We start from the raw sequence: 19,083 nt of genomic DNA, 5'->3' as shown, positions 1-19,083 counted from the left end.
TGAGGTAGATGAGTGCCCGAATGGAATAGAATTATAAGAGAATGGTCACTCATGAGGTAGATGAGTGACCAAATGGGATGAAATTATAAGAGAACGGTCACTCATAAGGTAGATGAGTGACCGTATGAAATAGAACAATAAGAAATTGGTCACTCATAAAATTCGATGAGTGACCAATTTTGATAGAACGGTAAAAGACCGGGAACACACAAAAATCATTACGGATGCTAAACTTTCTAATACTTCCCCAAAACCTCCCAAATCGGTTTATTCCGTTTCTCCATTTGTGCATATCTTTTTTCAAACACGTCACGTTCAGATTCAGAAAAAGATGTCTCTACTATTTTCTCACTAAAATTACGTAAGGCAGCTTGTACTCTATCCTTCATTTTCTCTACTGTCAGATTTGTTTGAAGTAGTTTAGATAAAGAAGCCATCACATTTGGGTCAACCTCAGGATAGGTGAATTTTGTTTCTTCCTCTTTTTTGCTAATTCGATAAAAATCTCGAATAAGGTTTGCCCGTTCGTAACTATTTCCTTCTACATCTAAATAAATTTGCACGGCTGCACCATCTCGTACTCTTCGTTGAGAGATTCCAGCGAATTTCTTTCCGTTAATACTTAAGTCATAATCACCAGGGCAATAGGAATGAACAATTTCATATGCTTCAATCTCATTCGTTAAATCTTGAAGCATATATTGGACAAAACTTACCATTGCTTCATAGCAATCATGAATAGAAACCTCATGGATCCCCGGAATAACGAGAGAAAGATTTAAGACCCCGCCATCTAAGGCAACGGCAAGTCCGCCAGAATTTCGTATCACCACGTTGTATTCTTTATCAGCCAAAAAACGAACCCCTTCGTCAATATACGGAAGTCGAGCATCAGGTATCCCTAAAACAATCGTTTTTGGGTGAACCCATAGCCGCATAACAGATGGAGAATCGCCATTGCTTACGGAAGTTGCTAAAGCATCGTCTATAGCAAAGGAACTTAAGGCTGTATAAGGTTTTCCGGAAAATGTTTCTATCTCGGAATGATCTATATATCTAAATGTCGTTTGCTGAATTACTTCTTTCCAATTTTTCATTTTCTGCACCTAACCCTTTTTATAAGTCCAGACTCAGTGCCCAGCGACTAGCAAGACTTCCCTCATCTCTGTATGTCGTTAAACGGACACTTCCTCTTTTCCACTAAGTATTATATAATATATATTAAAATTGTCGAAAAGAAACGGATGGAGAAAATGGCATATAAGGATCAGCAACTGTCGGAAGAAAAGGTTTTTAAAGATCCTGTACATCGGTATGTTCATGTTCGGGATCGAGTTATATGGGATTTAATCGCAACACCAGAATTTCAGAGACTGCGTCGAATAAAGCAACTTGGAACAACGAATTTGACTTTTCATGGGGCGGAACACAGTCGCTTTAATCATTCTCTTGGTGTATATGAAATTGTTAGAAGGATAATCAATAATTTTGAAAATCAATCACATTGGAATAAGGAAGAGCGGTTGCTTTGCTTATGTGCTGCTTTATTACATGATTTAGGACATGGGCCATTTTCACATTCCTTTGAAAAAGTATTTAAGCTTGATCATGAATATTTTACCCAACAAATTATAATTGGCGACACAAATATCCATAAAATATTGGAAAGAGTAAGTCCTGGCTTTTCGAAAGAAGTAGCTGACGTCATTGCAAAAACATATGAGGACAAGCTTGTCGTAAGTCTTATCTCCAGTCAAATTGATGCGGACCGAATGGATTATCTGCAGCGTGATGCGTATTATACAGGGGTAAGCTATGGCCATTTTGATATGGAAAGAATTCTAAGAGTAATGCGGCCGATAGAGGATCAAGTTGTCATTAAGTCAACGGGAATGCATGCGGTCGAAGATTATATTATGAGTCGATACCAAATGTATTGGCAAGTATATTTCCATCCCGTGACAAGAAGTGCGGAAGTTATCCTTTCTAAAATTTTACATCGCGCAAAAGAGTTGTATGAATCCAAAGAATTCACATTTAAATTAAAACCTATCCACTTTATTTCTTTTTTTGAGGGTAAGGTAAAGTTAGATGAATACTTAAAATTAGATGAATCGATTGTTTATTTTTATTTTCAAGCGTGGCAAGAAGAACAGGATGAGATTTTACGAGATTTATGCGAACGATTCATGAATCGAAGGCTATTTAAATACGTGGAATTTAATCCAAACTTACAAATGAAACAGTGGATGGAACTATATCAATTATTTCAAAACGCTGGTATAGATCCAGAATATTATCTGGTTGTCGACTCCTCATCCGATTTGCCATATGATTTTTATCGTCCAGGTGAGGAAGGGGAACGCCTGCCTATTCACTTAGTGATGCCTGATAACTCATTGAAGGAATTGTCTAGACATTCCGATATTGTAGAAGCGATATCAGGGAAAAAACGTACGGATCACAAATTATATTTTCCAAAAGACCGCTTGGATGCATTAGAAAATGAAGAACTTAAAAATAAGATTATGGAAATTTTATATGGCCAAGGAGAGGTAAGAGATGTTAGATAATCATGCAAAGTTAATGCAGTTTTTTTCAGTTGCCGAAAATGTAACGGGACGGAAAAAGTTGCAAAAGATGATTTATATCTTGCAAAAATGTAATATTCCATTTGAAGAAAAATATAATTTTCATTTTTACGGTCCTTATTCGGAGGAATTAACTTTACGGGTGGAGGAACTTTGTAATCTAGGTTTTCTCCATGAGATAAAAGAAGATAAAAGCAATTATTATCAATATAATTATACAATTACGGATGATGGTAAAGAATTTTTGCAGCAATTCGCATTAGATATGCCTAATTACGAAGAAAAGGTAGAAAAATTAAAAGAAAAAAGCTCGCGTTTCCTTGAATTAGTAGCCACTATGTTTTACTTTGATTATTTACCAATAGAAGAGATGATAGGAAAAGTTCATAAAGTAAAACCAAAACAAAACTATAGTGAAGAAGAAATAAAAGAAGCAATCCAGTTTATGAAAGAAATCACGCTTAACTAAGACCTATGTAGGATGATGCTGTATCCTGTTCGGTCTTTTCTTTTTTTGAGCCTACGCAAGAAGTCAGAACAGAGTGTATTTGGAATGCGAACGATTTGTATAAATTATAGTTTGCAATAAGTGAAACGAAGTATGAACTCTGGTAAAATTAGTGAAAATAGGAATAGAATAGACGCGAGTAAAAAGGGAGGATTTCTTTTTATGAGTAATGATAAAGATAAGAAAAATGCTTTTACCATTATTAAAGATGACTCAACGGATGGTCATGGTGGCTATGGCGGCGGAGTAATAAGTTTAGAAAACATGTCATCTGTTATTGTCGATCCGAATGAAAATGAAGCGTATGTCGATATGGATGCGATGCATGCACGTAGTAAAATAGAGCGTCGTGTAAAATGGACTCACGTAAAAGAAGAAGTACCAAATGGAAAGTTATACTGGATTGTCTGGGTAAATGTGGAACGTACGGAAGAAGGTAAGAAGTATAGTGGGGTAGCGGCAAGTGAAATTCGAGTAGACCGTGAAAATAAAAGAGCCTATAAATTCATGCCAGAGCATATTAAACATATGGAAAGCTCTTTAAAAGGTAAAGTTATGGTAGACCACATGGATGGCCATTCCAGAAAACTATTAAAAGATTATCTAGAGAACTTTGATAAGGAAATGTGGGAACTATCATCTGACGAGTTGAAAGAAGAGTTATCAAGGTAAGAAAATATGAACATTTTGTGAACATATTGTACTTTGTGATGGAACTTTGTAAAATAGGCTTACATGGACAAACATGTATTACTAGGACAAAAAAGAAACCGACAACGATATCGTTGTTGGTTTCCTTTTTTATGAACGAAAACACTAAATGTTTTAGTTATATTAATGGTTACGTTCCGAATAAGGAATCGAAAATTCTCTTAAAAGGCCCATCGTTACTATCTTCTTCTTTTGGTTTCATATCATGGGGAAAATGATCTGTACAATACTGTTTAGGTTCAGAGCCTTTTTCAAAATACATGACACGACTAACCTTGCAATACGGTGTGGCAAGATTGCCTGTTTGTGGATCGATTGCAACCCCAACAACTCCATTCGGTACTTCAAATGACTTTTCAGGTAAACCTTCATGGGCTTTTTCCATAAAGGAAGCCCAAACCTTTTTCGGATATCCTGATTCTGCTACTACTTCCATCACGCGATTATCATCATATCCGCCCCAAACACCGGCCACTAGCTGAGGACTAAATCCAATCATCCAACTGTCTGATTTTGTTGATCCTGACTTTCCCGCATACACGCGAGATAATTGATTGGCAATGGGAGCACCGGTTACAGAGGCATAGCCATCCAGTTGTCGATCGAACACTCCGGTCATCAAATCTGCAAGTATAAAGGTTTGCTTAGGATCAAGGACTAAATCTCCTAGATTATTATCTTTTTCGTAAATCGTTTTTCCATCACGGTTTATAATCCTTTCAATTGTGTAACTATTGATTTCATGGCCACCATTCGCTATCATTCCATATCCTGTAACCATTTCTTCTAAGGAAACGGAAGCAGATCCTAAAGCTAGTGATGGGACTTCTGGAAGTTCCCCAGATAAACCGAATCTTCTCGCAGTATTTACGAGCTTTTTAGGGGTTAGATATAAATTGGTTTTTACAGCATAGATATTATCTGATAATGCTAGAGCTTGTGCTAATGAAATAGGTTCGTAAGCATAATAGTCATTAAAGTTACTTGGACGATATACTTCTCCGTCCTCTAGCTCGAACGCAGTCGGTTTACTCATTAGCATGGTACTTGGGGTATATCCATTTTCTAAAGCAGCATAGTATAAAAATGGCTTGAAAGTAGATCCAGCCATTCTTCTTGCATTAACTGCACGATTAAATGGACTTTCTGAATAATCACGTCCTCCTACCATTGCTTTAATTGCTCCAGTTTTTGGATCCATAGCCAATGCACCAATTTGCATTTCACTTGCTTGATCTATCGTTTTGGAGACAGAATCTTCTAATCCAATTTGCATCTCACTATCGAGAGTAGTATATATTTCAAATCCACCGGAGCGAATTTCTTCTGTATCCAGTTCTAATATTTTTGCAGCCTCTTTCAAAACGGCATCTTGGAAATAAGGCCCAATCGAATCGTTGTCTTCCTTCTTCGTCTTAGAGTAAGCAAGGGTGGTTGTTTTGGCATTCTGATATTCGTCAGGTGAAATCATATTGTTCGTTAACATTAACTGTAATATTTGTTCTTGACGTTGTTCAGCATTTTCCTTATCATTTAACGGAGAATAATAGGTCGGTCCCTTTGGTATTCCCGCTAACATGGCCGCTTCAGCAACGTCCAGGTCTTTAGAAGATTTATCAAAGAAATAGTTACTTGCTGCTTCAATTCCATAGGAACCATGTCCGTAATAAATGGAGTTCAAATATCCTTCCAAAATTTCACCCTTGGAGTAATACATTTCTAAACGAACGGTATAAAAGGCTTCTTTTATCTTTCGGTCCCAAGTTTTTTCATGGGAGAGATAGAGGTTTCTAGCTAATTGTTGTGTTAATGTACTAGCCCCTTCTTTTAATGTTCCGGAAGTTACATTTTGAAGAATCGCACCAATAATTCGTTTATAATCAAATCCATTGTGTTCTTTAAAATGCTGATCCTCCACAATCAATGTCGCATTAATAATATGAGGAGACATATCGTTTAAATCAACCCAATATCGATCTTCCGCACTACGCTCTTCACCAATCACCTCATTGGAGTTATTGTAATAAATCGTATTCTCTTCATTCATAAGGGGTGGAGGACCTAATATAAAACTAATCGTATAGATTCCAATGATAGAGAGTAGAACAATGCCTACTAAAGTAGTGATTAATTTAAAAAGAAGTCGGTATTTTCTAAGTCTGCTTTTATTCATCACAAAACCTCATCATTCTAGTTTAACGTGTGTATTACTACCATTATGGGAAAAGATAAATACAAATAAACATTGAAATACGAAGGGAATTAGCTTTAGGTTAGGCAAACGCTGGATGTGACCTTTCTTAAGACCTTCTAATTCATTTAAAAAAATACTTGTTTTTTTCAAGAATTTCTCTATAATTTAAAAACGATTTAAAAAACGGTTTTTTACGGAAAAATAGATTTCTACATTAGGAGATGAACGAACGTTGAGTATTTGGTTCACAGAAAAGCAAACGGACAATTTTGGGATTACTGCAAAAATAAAGCAAACCTTTGTTTCTGAACGAACAGATTTTCAAGAATTACAAATGGTTGAAACAGAAGAGTGGGGAAATATGCTCATTTTAGATGATATGGTAATGACAACGGAGAAGGACGAGTTTGTTTATCACGAAATGGTTGCACATGTTCCGTTATTCACCCATCCAAATCCGAAAAATGTACTTGTTGTTGGTGGGGGAGATGGCGGTGCAATACGTGAAGTGTTGAAACACCAATCGGTTGAGAGGGTAACGCTTGTTGACATTGATGGAAAGGTTATTGAGTATTCTAAGAAGTACCTTCCAACTATTGCAAGCGGCTATAATGATAAGCGTGTAGAAGTAAAAGTAGAAGATGGTTTTATGTATATCGCCGATAGTAAAAAAGCGTTTGATGTCATCATGGTTGACTCTACAGAACCGGTTGGCCCAGCAGTTAATCTTTTCACGAAAGGTTTTTATGCAGCAATTCATGAAGCTCTAACAGATGACGGTGTATTTGTGGCACAAACGGATAATCCGTGGTTTAAAGCGGACTTAATTAAACAGGCCTTCCACGATGTGCAGGAGATTTTCCCTGTAACGCGTTTGTATACGGCAAACATCCCAACTTATCCGAGCGGTCTATGGACATTTACGATGGGAAGTAAAATTCATGATCCGTTAAAAGTGAAAGAAGAACGTTTCTTTGAAATGGAGACAAAATACTTTACTCCAGAAATCCATTTTGCCTCTTTCGTATTGCCTAAATTTGTGAAAGATATGACGAAATAAGGGGAGAAACAGACGTGAGATTTGACGAAGCATATTCAGGTAAAGTTTTTATTATGTCAGGTTCAGACTTTGAAAAGGCAAAAGCTGTTATTTATGGAATGCCAATGGACTGGACGGTTAGCTTCCGTCCGGGTTCTCGTTTTGGTCCAGGACGAATAAGGGAAGCATCAATCGGTCTTGAAGAATATAGTCCTTATATGGATAAGCATTTAGAAGAAATTGATTTTTTCGATGCGGGGGACATACCTTTACCTTTTGGAAATGCAGAACGAAGCCTTCATATGATTCGCGATTATATAGACCAGTTATTACAGTTGGAAAAGTTTCCGATAGGGCTTGGTGGGGAGCATCTTGTGACATGGCCCATCATTCAATCGATGTATAAAAAGTATCCCGACATGGCATTTATCCATATCGATGCCCATGCTGATTTAAGAGAGGAATATGAAGGAGAGTCTTTGTCCCACTCTACTCCAGTAAGAAAGATTTGCGATTTAATTGGACCTGAAAATGTTTATTCATTCGGCATTCGCTCAGGTATGCGTGAGGAGTTTCAATTTGCAAACGAAAGTGGTATGCACATGTCTAGATTTCAAGTAGCCGAACCACTACGTAAAATTTTACCGACCTTAAGTGGTAGAAACGTATATGTGACGATTGATATAGACGTCCTTGACCCGGCATATGCCCCAGGAACTGGAACAGCAGAAGCAGGTGGAATTACCTCCAACGAATTATTGGAAGCCATCCAATTAATTGCTGAATCAGACATCAACGTCATCGGTGCCGATCTCGTAGAAGTAGCACCAGTCTACGATCACTCTGAAAAAACAGCCATTGCAGCGAGCAAATTTATTAGAGAAATTTTACTTGGTTGGGTGAAGTAGTTAATCTGGAGCAACATATATTGAAAAAACATGCCTATTATAGCTATAATAGGCATTATATGACTTTAAGTAAAAGGGCGATAATATGAGTTCTGTTCAAAGAAATATAAAAGTTAAACTTCAAACCACTATTGATGACCAAGGTTCTAAGGAACATAATGAAATCAAAAGCACTGGGAAGTTTTATAAAAAAGGAAAAATGGACGTCCTTATCTTTGACGAGATAATGGAGAAAGAAATGAAAGTAAAAAACTTCATTACGATCCAAGAAGGCTCCGTCAATATTAAACGCACTGGCCTAGTATCAATGAATCAAAAATTTGATATCAACCGTCGCACTGAAAATGTATATAAACATCCACATGGTGCAATACATATGGAAACATTCACAAAAAAAATTGCGTATAAATTAAAAGACGAAGCCTGTGGGCAGCTCATTCTATCCTATACGGTAAAATTAAATGGACAGCCTGATGAACGGAAACACGAATTAATACTTAGTTTTAATGAGGAGGATTCCCAATGAATGTATTGGAACAAACAGAGGATACATTAAGACAGGAAATAGCAAATGCGGTAATCAATGCCAATCTAGCAACGAAAGAAGAACTTCCTGATATTGTATTAGAAAAACCAAAAGATAAAGCACATGGTGATTTTGCGGCAAATATCGCTATGCAATTAGCTAGAATTGCGAAAAAAGCACCTCGTCAAATTGCAGATGAAATCATTCAACATCTTGACCAATCGAAAGCATCTATTGAAAAAGTGGAAATCGCTGGTCCAGGATTTATTAACTTTTTTATGAAAAATGACTTTTTAGGCGACATTATTCCAACGATTCTTGAAGCAGGAGAAGCATATGGAAAAACGAATACAGGTAAAGGAGAAAAAATTCAAGTAGAATTCGTTTCCGTTAACCCTACTGGAGACCTTCACTTAGGACATGCCCGTGGTGCTGCATATGGTGATGTACTTTGTAATGTTTTAGATGCTGCGGGGTTCGAGGTTCAGCGAGAATACTATATTAATGATGCTGGAAATCAAATTGACAATCTTGCCTATTCTGTCGAAGCCCGTTATTTACAACAATTAGGAAAAGATGTTGAAATGCCTGAAGATGGTTATCATGGCCAAGCAATTATTGAAATTGCTAAAAAAATTGTTGCACAAGATGGCGATAAATGGGTAGACCGTAAGCAAGAAGAACGGATTGCATACTTTAAAGAATTCGGTTTACAGTCCTCTCTAGAAAATATTAAAAATGATTTAAAGGCATTTCGTGTAGAGTTTGATAATTGGTTCTCTGAAAGATCACTTTATCAAGATAACAAAATTGCAGATGCATTGAAAAAATTAGATGAAGGTAATTATATTTATGAAAAAGACGATGCTACATGGTTTAAGTCAACAGAATTCGGTGACGATAAAGATCGTGTGTTAGTGAAAAAAGATGGAAGTTACACTTATTTAACACCAGATATCGCTTATCATAAAGATAAATTAGATAGAGGCTTTAACCAGCTAATTGACGTTTGGGGAGCGGATCATCACGGCTATGTACCAAGAATGCGTGCGGCGATACAAGCTTTAGGCTACCCATCTGAAAAATTCCATGTAAAAATTATTCAAATGGTTAACCTTTTCGAAGGTGGAGAAAAGGTCCGAATGAGTAAACGAACAGGTAGAGCTATAGCATTACGTGATTTAATAGAGGATGTTGGGGTAGATGCAGCACGTTATTTCTTCGTAACTCGTTCCAATGATTCCCAACTAGATTTTGATATGGATCTTGCACGTTCACAGTCCAATGAAAATCCAATCTATTATGTTCAATATGCACATGCTAGAATTTGTACGATGTTAGAACAAGCAAAAAACAAAGGATTCAACATAGAATCTACATATGATGCAGGGCTACTAACAGCTGAAAAAGAAGTAGATTTATTGAAGAAGCTTGGGGAATTCCCTCAAGTTGTTGCAGAAGCAGCAGAAAAACAATTACCGCATAAAGTGACACAATACGTATTTGATTTAGCTACTTTATTGCATAGCTTTTACAATGCAGAGAAAGTGTTGGATCAAGAAAATAAAGAACGGACAAACGCTCGTATTGCTTTAATGAAGGGTGTACGAACTACGTTAGCAAACGGATTAAAACTGATTGGAGTTTCCGCTCCAGAAAAAATGTAGTAGACAAAGCTGTCATATCTGTAGAACTAGAAACATAAAGATATACTAGAAAACACTATTTCCTAATCATCATAAGGGGATAGTGTTTTTTGGTTGTCTAATAGACTAAAAACTTTAAATTTTTTAATTTTGGTTTGACTGAGTGCTCATTCATCATATATTATAAGTATAACACGATAACTTCAAGATCTTTCAGATAAATGGAATCGCTAACATTAGCTTGGAATTCACTTACAAGGTTGGCGATGGTCTTAGCTATACTCATGCGGGAAGAAAGTTTTATACTTTCCTAACTGCTAAACAAAAGGGGGAGAACGAAATGGAAACATTCCTAATCATCAATTGGATAGCTTTTTTAGTAGTTACGATTTATGCACTTTTCCTATTTGCAAAAGTTGTAGCTACAAGATTAGCTTATATCAAACTTGGTAAGAAATCCAAGTTTGATGGCGAGGTGAAAATGCGTTTAAAACGTGTGGGTACCATTGTCTTTGGTCAGTCCAAATTACTGAAGGATAAAAAATCGGGAACTATTCATGTCATGATGTTCTACGGATTTATCCTTGTGCAATTTGGAGCGATTGACATGTTTGTCAAAGGGCTTTCTCCAGGAAACCATTTGCCATTTGGCATGTTCTATCCGGGATTTGTCTTTTTCCAAGAACTTGTAACATTAATGATTCTCGTTGCAGTTATTTGGGCGTTCTACCGTCGTTACATTGAGAAGATTGTTCGCTTGAAAAGGGGATTTAAAGCTGGACTTGTACTTATTTTTATCGGGACATTAATGCTTTCCGTTTTATTCGGAAATGGAATGGCGATGATTTGGCATGGAGCGGAAGCGGGTTGGACAGAACCTGTTGCAAGTGTCATTGCAACGATCTTCGGTTTCTTATCTCCAGAAGCGGCGGCAGTACTTTTTTATGTCGCATGGTGGGTACATACGATTACACTATTATCTTTCTTAGTCTATGTACCACAGTCCAAACACGCGCACTTACTTGCAGCACCAATTAATGTCTTCTTAAGTAAGAAAGTACCTGGTAAATTGGAAAAAATTGATTTCGATATGGATGAGGAATCTGAGGAAAGTGAAGAGGAAATTTCCTTTGGTGTTGGGAAGGTAGAAGACTTTGAGCAATTCCAAATGTTAGACTTTTATGCTTGTGTAGAATGTGGACGTTGTACAGATGTATGTCCAGCAGCCGGTACTGGTAAAATGCTTTCCCCAATGGATATTATGATCAAGCTCAGAGACCATTTAACTGAAAAAGGAGCAGCAGTTACTGGCAAATCAGCTTGGGTACCTGCATATGCATTTTCTAATACAGCTGGAAATCAAGCAAGTGCTGGTGGAGAAGCAGCTGCAACGATTCAAGAAGTAAGCCTAATTGGTGACGTTATTACAGAAGCTGAACTTAATGCATGTACAACTTGCCGAAACTGTGAAGATGCTTGTCCAGTAACAAATGAGCATGTTGGAACAATCATGGATATGCGTCGCTACTTAGTGATGACGGAAGGAAAGATGGATTCTGATGTACAACGTGCGGTCATGAATATCGAACGTCAAGGAAACCCATGGGGATTATCGAAAAAAGACCGTATTAAATGGCGTGATGAAGATGAATCGATTTATGTACCGACTGTTAAAGAATTGAAAAAGGAAGGAAAAGAATTCGAATATTTATTCTGGGTTAGTTCAATGGGGGCGTATGATAGCCGCAGTCAGAAGATTGCTATCGCATTTGCCAAACTAATGAACAAAGCGGGAATTAGCTTTGCCATTCTTGGTAACCAAGAAGCAAATTCTGGGGATACAGCACGTCGTATCGGTAATGAATTCTTATTCCAAGAAATTGCTGAGAAAAATATTAAGACATTTGAAAAACATGGCGTGAAGAAGATTGTTACCATTGATCCACACGCTTATAATATTTTCAAAAATGAGTACCCTGATTTCGGATATGAAGCAGAGGTATATCACCATACGCAATTATTATATGACCTTGTGAAATCTGGAAAATTAGCACCAAAACGTGAAATTAACGAACGTTTAACATACCATGACTCTTGTTATCTAGGAAGATATAACGGCGTATACGACCCGCCAAGAGAAATCTTGCAATCTATTCCTGGGCTTGAATTGGTAGAGATGGATCGTAGTCGTGAAAATGGAATGTGCTGCGGGGCTGGTGGTGGCCTGATGTGGGCAGAAGATACAACTGGAAACCGTATCAACGTTGCACGTACAGAACAAGCACTAGCCGTTAATCCATCGATGATCTCAAGTGCATGTCCATTCTGTCTAACCATGTTAAGCGACGGAACCAAAGCCAAAGAAGTGGAAGAAGACATCAGTACCATGGATGTGGCTGAAATCCTAGCTCTATCTGTTTTAGTAGAAGAGAAGGAAGTAGTAATGGCATAAGTTAGTATGAAAGGGGGAAATAACATCCCCCTTTCTGAAAGTAAGGAAACTGAACGAATGCTCAGTCGGTCAAATTTATATATAAAAAGGGGAGTTTTAAGTGAAGAAAACCGTAATCGTTTCTGGAGCAAGAACACCTTTTAGAAAATTTGGAGGGGCCCTAAAAGCTTTAACCGCACCCCAACTAGGAGGAAAAGTGATAAAAGAAGCATTAAATCGAGCGGAATTAGACGGGTCAGAAGTAGATGAAGTCATTATCGGAACTGTACTACAAGGTGGTCAGGGACAAATCCCATCTCGCCAAGCAGCAAGGGAAGCAGGAATCCCTTGGGAAGTAAAAACAGAAACGATTAATAAAGTCTGTGCCTCAGGATTAAGAGCCGTTACATTAGCCGATCAGCTTATTCGCTTAGGAGACGAAGAAGTGATCGTTGCCGGTGGAATGGAAAGTATGTCCAATGCACCATATTTCATGCCAGACGCAAGATGGGGGAGTCGAATGGGAGATAGTAAGATAAAAGATTTAATGATTCATGATGGATTATCATGCTCCTTTACAGGCGTTCACATGGGGACATACGGGAATTCCACAGCAGAAGAATTTAACCTAACAAGAGAAGCTCAAGACGAATGGGCATACCGAAGCCATATGAAAGCAATCGAAGCAATAGAATCTGGGAAATTTAAAGAGGAAATCGTTGCTGTTGAAATCCCGCAACGTAAGAGTAATCCAATTCTAGTAGATACAGATGAAGCTCCAAGAAAAGATACAACAGTTGAAAAACTTGCAACCTTACGCCCAGCTTTTGATAAAGATGGAACAATCACTGCCGGGAACGCACCAGGAATTAACGATGGCGCAGGTGCATTTGTTTTAATGTCGGATGAGAAAGCTGAAAGATTAGGGAAAACTCCATTAGCTACTATTATAGGTCATGCAGAAGTCGCAGTAGAAGCGAAGAACTTTCCACAAACGCCGGGGGTTGTTATCAATAGACTATTAGAAAAGACGGGGTATTCCATTGAGGATATAGATTTATTTGAAATTAATGAAGCATTTGCTGCTGTAGCATTAGCAAGTGGGCTAATAGCTAAGGTGGATCCGGAGAAGCTAAATGTAAATGGTGGTGCGGTTGCACTAGGGCATCCAATAGGAGCTAGTGGTGCACGTATTATCCTAACGTTAATTTACGAATTAAAACGACGGGGTGGAGGACTGGGAATTGCTGCAATTTGTAGTGGTGGCGGTCAAGGAGATGCCATCTTAATTGAAGTGCCAAAACAATAATTCAAGTAAAGTATTAATCTATTTAAAAATTTGGAGGCAAAAAAATGAGCATTCAAAAAGTAATGGTAGTTGGTGCAGGACAAATGGGCTCAGGTATCGCACAAGTATTTGCTCAATCTGGCTATGAAGTTATATTAAATGATCTAAATCAAGAAGCATTGCAAAAGGGGATTCGCTTTATTGAGAAGGTTTTAAGTAAAGATGTTGCAAAAGGAAAGATAACGGAAAAAAACAAAGCGGATGCATTAAGTCGATTATCTACTTCTGAAAGGATAAAAGATGCTGGAGATTGTGACCTTGTCGTTGAGGCGATTGTGGAGAGTATGGAAGCGAAGATGAGTGTTTTTAAGGAATTAGATCAAATTGCTCCGAAGCATACCATATTAGCATCCAATACGTCTTCGCTTCCGATAACAGAAATTGCAGCGGTAACCAATCGTCCGGAAAAGGTAATCGGGATGCATTTTATGAATCCAGTTCCAGTGATGAAGTTAGTGGAAATTATTAGAGGGCTTGCGACGAGTGATGAAACATATAACACTATTGCTTATACTTCGAAACAATTAAATAAGATATCGGTGGAAGTGAATGATTTCCCTGGTTTCGTATCGAATCGGATTTTATTACCGATGATTAATGAGGCAATTTATACCGTCTATGAGGGGGTTGCCTCACCAGAAGATGTAGATACAGTAATGAAATTAGGGATGAATCATCCAATGGGACCACTTCAATTAGCCGATTTTATTGGATTAGATACATGCTTATCCATTATGGAAGTTCTTCACGAAGGATTGGGGGACAGTAAATACCGCCCATGTCCATTACTTCGAAAATATGTAAAAGCTGGGTGGCTCGGTAAGAAAACGGCTAGAGGATTTTATGAATATAGTTAATTGCACCTAATAGGGGGCTGTACAGATGGAGCTACGTTTTACAGAAGAACAAGAAATGATATGTAAGATGGTCCGTGGTTTTACTGAGAAAGAAGTAGCCAAAGAGATTGGTAGGATGGAAACAGAGGATCGATTTCCAAAAGAAATAGTTGAGAAAATGGGGAAACTCGGTTTAATGGGGATTTCCATTCCAGAAAAGTATGGTGGGAGTGGGATGGATTTCACTACTTATATCATTGCTATTCATGAATTGTCTAAAGTAAGTCCCGTATTAGGGGTAATACTATCGGTTCACTCTTCTGTTGGCACCAATCCGATTCTTAATTTTGGCACTGATGAACAGAAAAGGCACTACATTCCAAAACTAGCATCAGGGGAATATTTAGGGGCTTTTGCATTGACAGAGCCAGGTTCCGGTTCAGATGTGAAAAGCTTAAAAACAACCGCAAAAGATAATGGCGATCATTTCGTGTTAAATGGATCAAAAGTCTTTATAACCAATGGTGGGGAAGCGGATACGTATATTACTTTTGCTAGAACAGAGAAAGATGAAATTAGTGCCTTTATTGTGGAAAAAGACGCTAATGGACTGCAGATAGGGAAAAAAGAAAAGAAAATGGGGCTCCACGGTTCTAACACGGTACAGTTAAGCTTTGACAATTGTATCGTTCCAAAAAAACAGCTTTTAGGTAAATTAGGGGAAGGATTTAAGATTGCCATGTCTAACTTAAATGTAGGGCGAATTGGCATTGGCGCACAATCCCTTGGTATTGCAGAAGGGGCATTACAACATGCGATTGACTATGCAAAAGAAAGACAACAATTTGGCAAACCGATTGCAGCAAACCAAGGAATATCTTTTAAATTAGCTGATATGGCAACGGAAGTAGAGGCAGCGAAACTGTTAGTCTACCATGCGGCATCTCTAGTGGATAGAGGCCAAAATTGCGCTAAAGAGGCATCCATGGCGAAAATGTATGCTTCCAATACAGCTATGAGATTAGCAATCGAAGCAGTGCAAATCTTTGGCGGAAACGGATATACAGAAGACTTCCCGATAGAACGATACTTCCGCGATGCAAAGGTAACGCAAATCTATGAGGGAACAAATGAGATTCAACATATAGTTATAGCAAATCAATTACTAAATAACTGATTTATAGAAACGAGGGGGATAAATAGTGAATTTCCAATTAACAGAAGAACAACAAATGTTAAGAAAAATGGTCCGAGATTTTGCAGAAAACGAAGTAGAACCTACAGCAGCAGAACGTGATGAAGAAGAACGTTTTGATAGAAGCATATTCGACAAAATGGCTGAGCTCGGTTTAACAGGAATCCCTTGGCCAGAAGAGTACGGTGGGATTGAATCAGATTATGTGAGCTATGTCATCGCAGTGGAAGAATTGTCGCGAGTATGTGCCTCAACAGGAGTTACCTTATCTGCACATCTTTCCCTAGCAAGTTGGCCAATTTTTAAATATGGAAATGAACAGCAAAAGAAAAACTTCCTAACGCGTCTAGCAACTGGTGAAGCATTAGGAGCGTATGCTTTATCTGAGCCGGGAGCTGGAAGTGACGTTGCTTCAATGAAAACAGTCGCGAAAAGAGATGGCAACGATTACATCTTAAGTGGAAGTAAAGTATGGATTACAAACGGTGGAGTAGCAGATATTTATATTGTATTCGCAAAGACCGATTCAGATGCAAAGCATAAAGGGATTAGTGCGTTTATAGTGGAAAAAGGAACAGAGGGATTCTCTTTTGGTAAGAAAGAAAAGAAACTTGGTATTCGTTCATCCCCGACGACAGAACTTATTTTTGAAAATTGCCGTATACCGAAAGAGAACATGTTAGGTGCAGAAGGTGACGGATTTAAAATTGCCATGACTACACTGGACGGTGGAAGAAATGGAATTGCGGCTCAAGCCCTTGGAATTGCACAAGGTGCTCTTGATGCAGCCGTGAACTATGCAAAAGAACGTGAACAATTTGGTAAACCAATTGCAGCAAACCAAGGAATTTCTTTTAAACTTGCAGACATGGCTACCGAAATAGAAGCTGCAAGACTATTAACATATCAAGCAGCCTGGCTAGAATCAGAAGGTCTTCCATATGGAAAAGCATCGGCCATGTCGAAACTCTTTGCTGGAGATACCGCAATGAAAGCAACGGTGGAAGCAGTTCAAATTTTTGGTGGATATGGTTATACGAAGGATTATCCTGTTGAGCGCTATATGCGTGATGCAAAAATCACACAAATTTATGAAGGTACCAATGAAATCCAACGATTGGTTATCGGAAGAATGGTTACTAAATAATTAATTGGTGATAAAGATAGGCGAATACCGATATTCCTGGAGTGAATGCTGATATCCCAGGATAAGTGCCGATATTCCTGGAGTGAATGCTGATATCCCAGGATAAGTGCCGATATTCTGGGGATGAATGCTGATATCCCGAGATTAGTACCGATATTCTGGTGGTGAATGCTGATATCTCGGGATAAGTGCCGATATTCCGGTGGTGAATGCTGATATCTCGAGATTAGTGCCGATATACCTGGGGTGAATGCTGATATCTCGAGATTAGTGCCGATATACCTGGGGTGAATGCTGATATCTCGGAATGAATACTGATATTTCAGAAAGGTGGCCGCCCGAAGACCTTTTTAGCAGATATAGGCCCTGTACTAGAAGTCTATTTGGGCTTCGGATAAAAATACAACAACCTTACCAAATGAACGAATAGATGTAATTTGAAAGGAAGTAAAAAATGCATGAAATAGTAGAACGGATAAAAAACAAGGAAGTGCGTGCATTAGCAAGAGCAATCACAATGGTAGAAAATGACCATTCTGACAAATTAGAACTTCTTAGTGATGTCTTTTCTTTACAAAAGCAAGCAATATATGTAGGGTTAACAGGCTCTCCGGGTGCTGGGAAAAGTTCCCTTGTGAATCGGTTAATCTCACAGATTCGAAAGGAAGGAAAAACGGTTGCTGTCATAGCGGTTGACCCAACAAGCCCATTTAGTGGAGGAGCATTACTAGGGGATCGGGTTCGAATGAATGAACATTTTATCGATGATGGTGTGTACATAAGAAGTATGGCAACACGTGGTAGCTTAGGTGGACTTGCGCGGGCAACTAAAGATGCCGTTCGAATATGTGATGCGTTTGGATTTGATGTTGTCATTGTTGAAACCGTTGGGGTAGGCCAATCGGAATTAGACATTATGAAAATAGTAGATACAACAGCTGTTGTCTTAACTCCTAATAGTGGAGATGTTCTACAAATTTTTAAAGCAGGAATCATGGAAATCGCTGATCTATTTGTTATAAACAAAGCGGATTTAGATGGGGTTAGAAAGCTGAAGCGGTTATTAAGGGAACTTGTCATGATGACTGCAACGGAAGATCATATGGTAGAGATTGTGAAAACAATAACCACCCAAAACGAAGGTATAGATGAATTATGGGAGAAAATCAAGAAACATCACGATTATTTATATTCGACACAAGAAGGAAAACGAAAAAGGAATGCTCAATTCGAATTAGAGGTATACGAGTTAATTCGAGAAGAAATTTGGCGCGAGGTGAAAACCTTTATTGAGCATGATCATGACAACCTTCCAGCAATGGAATCAAATAATGATCCGTACAAGCAAGCGAAAGATTTATTAGTGAAGTGGAAGGAGGCCAAAAAGATTGAATAAAAATAAAGTGGTATCAAACGTAAAGGACCAGGAACTTATAAAAAAACGACGGGACCAAATGATAAAAGGCGCTATTACGTTATTTAAAGAAAAGGGCTTTCATCGAACAACAACAAGAGAAATTGCAAAAGCATCTGGTTTTAGTATTGGAACACTTTATGAATACATTCGAACGAAAGAAGATGTCTTATATTTAACTTGTGATGCGATATATGAACAAGTCCGAGAACGAATAGAGAATGCTTTTGAATTAGAGCAGCCTTCCCGCGAGAGTTTAGTGAAAGTTATTGAATCCTATTTTTATTTAATGGATGAATTACAAGAGGAAATTTTAATTCTATATCAGGAAGCGAAGTCTTTAAAGCAAGAAACAAGAGGTTATATTTTGCAAAAAGAGCGGTATATGGTGAATATACTGGAAAAGGTAATTCTAAATTGTATTCCTGAACAAATAACGAAGCAAGAAGCGATTATTTTAGCGAATAATATTTTTGTTCAAGGTCATATGTGGGGATTTCGCAGATGGATTTTACAAAAGCAATTTTCACTTGAAGAGTATATTCATTTGCAAATCAATGCGATTTTAAAGGCCGCTGAAAAGTAAATG

Annotated in this window: 16 protein-coding genes; 14 read left to right on the top strand and 2 right to left on the bottom strand. The window is 38.0% G+C overall.

From position 1 onward, the window contains the following. Positions 1–236: 236 nt before the first annotated feature. Positions 237–1,097 carry a lipoate--protein ligase family protein gene (locus MHI02_RS17785; protein ID WP_047186656.1) on the bottom strand — a complete coding sequence of 287 codons (861 nt, stop codon included), beginning with the start codon at positions 1,095–1,097 and terminating at the stop codon, positions 237–239. A 156-nt stretch (positions 1,098–1,253) separates the two neighbouring features. Between MHI02_RS17785 and MHI02_RS17780 the strand changes: the two genes are divergently transcribed. The 3 genes from MHI02_RS17780 to MHI02_RS17770 all read left to right on the top strand — a co-directional run bounded on the left by MHI02_RS17780 (position 1,254) and on the right by MHI02_RS17770 (position 3,771). Next, positions 1,254–2,573 (top strand): HD domain-containing protein, encoded by a 1,320-nt coding sequence (locus tag MHI02_RS17780; RefSeq protein WP_060668882.1) that lies wholly within the window; start codon positions 1,254–1,256, stop codon positions 2,571–2,573. Next, positions 2,563–3,060, top strand: a complete 498-nt coding sequence (locus MHI02_RS17775) for a YwgA family protein (RefSeq protein ID WP_047186658.1) — start codon at positions 2,563–2,565, stop codon at positions 3,058–3,060. The genes MHI02_RS17780 and MHI02_RS17775 overlap by 11 nt, the downstream gene beginning before the upstream one ends. Before the next feature lie 201 nt (positions 3,061–3,261). Further along, positions 3,262–3,771: a YwhD family protein gene (locus MHI02_RS17770; RefSeq protein WP_204797963.1), complete on the top strand. Its 510-nt coding sequence runs from the start codon at positions 3,262–3,264 to the stop codon at positions 3,769–3,771. A 169-nt stretch (positions 3,772–3,940) separates the two neighbouring features. Here the strand turns inward: MHI02_RS17770 and MHI02_RS17765 are convergent, their stop codons facing one another. Next, on the bottom strand, positions 3,941–5,983 hold the full coding sequence (locus tag MHI02_RS17765) for a transglycosylase domain-containing protein (protein ID WP_341166185.1): 2,043 nt from the start codon (positions 5,981–5,983) through the stop codon (positions 3,941–3,943). 253 nt (positions 5,984–6,236) lie between these two features. On the opposite strand from MHI02_RS17765, the gene speE reads away from it, so the two are divergent. From speE to MHI02_RS17710, 11 genes are all read left to right on the top strand, one after another. Beyond that, positions 6,237–7,064: a polyamine aminopropyltransferase gene (speE, locus tag MHI02_RS17760; RefSeq protein ID WP_060668879.1), complete on the top strand. Its 828-nt coding sequence runs from the start codon at positions 6,237–6,239 to the stop codon at positions 7,062–7,064. A 14-nt stretch (positions 7,065–7,078) separates the two neighbouring features. After that, positions 7,079–7,951, top strand: a complete 873-nt coding sequence (gene speB, locus MHI02_RS17755; RefSeq protein WP_060668878.1) for an agmatinase — start codon at positions 7,079–7,081, stop codon at positions 7,949–7,951. 85 nt (positions 7,952–8,036) lie between these two features. After that, complete coding sequence (locus MHI02_RS17750; protein WP_060668877.1) at positions 8,037–8,477, top strand: DUF1934 domain-containing protein; 441 nt, start codon at positions 8,037–8,039, stop codon at positions 8,475–8,477. After that, positions 8,474–10,144 (top strand): arginine--tRNA ligase, encoded by a 1,671-nt coding sequence (gene argS, locus MHI02_RS17745; protein WP_047186664.1) that lies wholly within the window; start codon positions 8,474–8,476, stop codon positions 10,142–10,144. Before MHI02_RS17750 ends, argS begins: the two co-directional genes overlap by 4 nt. Positions 10,145–10,463: 319 nt before the next feature. Beyond that, entirely contained in the window at positions 10,464–12,575 is a 2,112-nt protein-coding gene (locus MHI02_RS17740) for a (Fe-S)-binding protein (RefSeq protein WP_257457273.1), read from the top strand. A gap of 100 nt (positions 12,576–12,675) precedes the next feature. Then, positions 12,676–13,863, top strand: coding sequence for an acetyl-CoA C-acetyltransferase (locus MHI02_RS17735; RefSeq protein WP_341166184.1), 1,188 nt, complete (start codon positions 12,676–12,678; stop codon positions 13,861–13,863). A gap of 44 nt (positions 13,864–13,907) precedes the next feature. Further along, the gene (locus tag MHI02_RS17730) at positions 13,908–14,759 is read left to right on the top strand and encodes a 3-hydroxybutyryl-CoA dehydrogenase (protein WP_047186667.1); all 852 of its coding nucleotides are present in this window, start codon (positions 13,908–13,910) and stop codon (positions 14,757–14,759) included. 25 nt (positions 14,760–14,784) lie between these two features. Further along, positions 14,785–15,915 (top strand): acyl-CoA dehydrogenase, encoded by a 1,131-nt coding sequence (locus tag MHI02_RS17725; RefSeq protein ID WP_145524041.1) that lies wholly within the window; start codon positions 14,785–14,787, stop codon positions 15,913–15,915. A 25-nt stretch (positions 15,916–15,940) separates the two neighbouring features. After that, entirely contained in the window at positions 15,941–17,080 is a 1,140-nt protein-coding gene (locus tag MHI02_RS17720; RefSeq protein ID WP_060668875.1) for an acyl-CoA dehydrogenase, read from the top strand. Positions 17,081–17,534: 454 nt separating this feature from the next. Then, complete coding sequence (meaB, locus tag MHI02_RS17715) at positions 17,535–18,476, top strand: methylmalonyl Co-A mutase-associated GTPase MeaB (RefSeq protein WP_047186670.1); 942 nt, start codon at positions 17,535–17,537, stop codon at positions 18,474–18,476. Next, complete coding sequence (locus MHI02_RS17710) at positions 18,469–19,080, top strand: TetR/AcrR family transcriptional regulator (protein ID WP_047186671.1); 612 nt, start codon at positions 18,469–18,471, stop codon at positions 19,078–19,080. Before meaB ends, MHI02_RS17710 begins: the two co-directional genes overlap by 8 nt. The last annotated feature ends 3 nt before the right edge of the window (positions 19,081–19,083 follow it).

This window comes from Oceanobacillus sp. FSL K6-0118, from assembly GCF_038006665.1.
Lineage (GTDB): Bacteria > Bacillota > Bacilli > Bacillales > Amphibacillaceae > Oceanobacillus > Oceanobacillus caeni.
The sequence above is the reverse complement of the archived record's forward strand: the minus strand, read 5'-3'. Positions and strand labels throughout refer to the sequence as shown.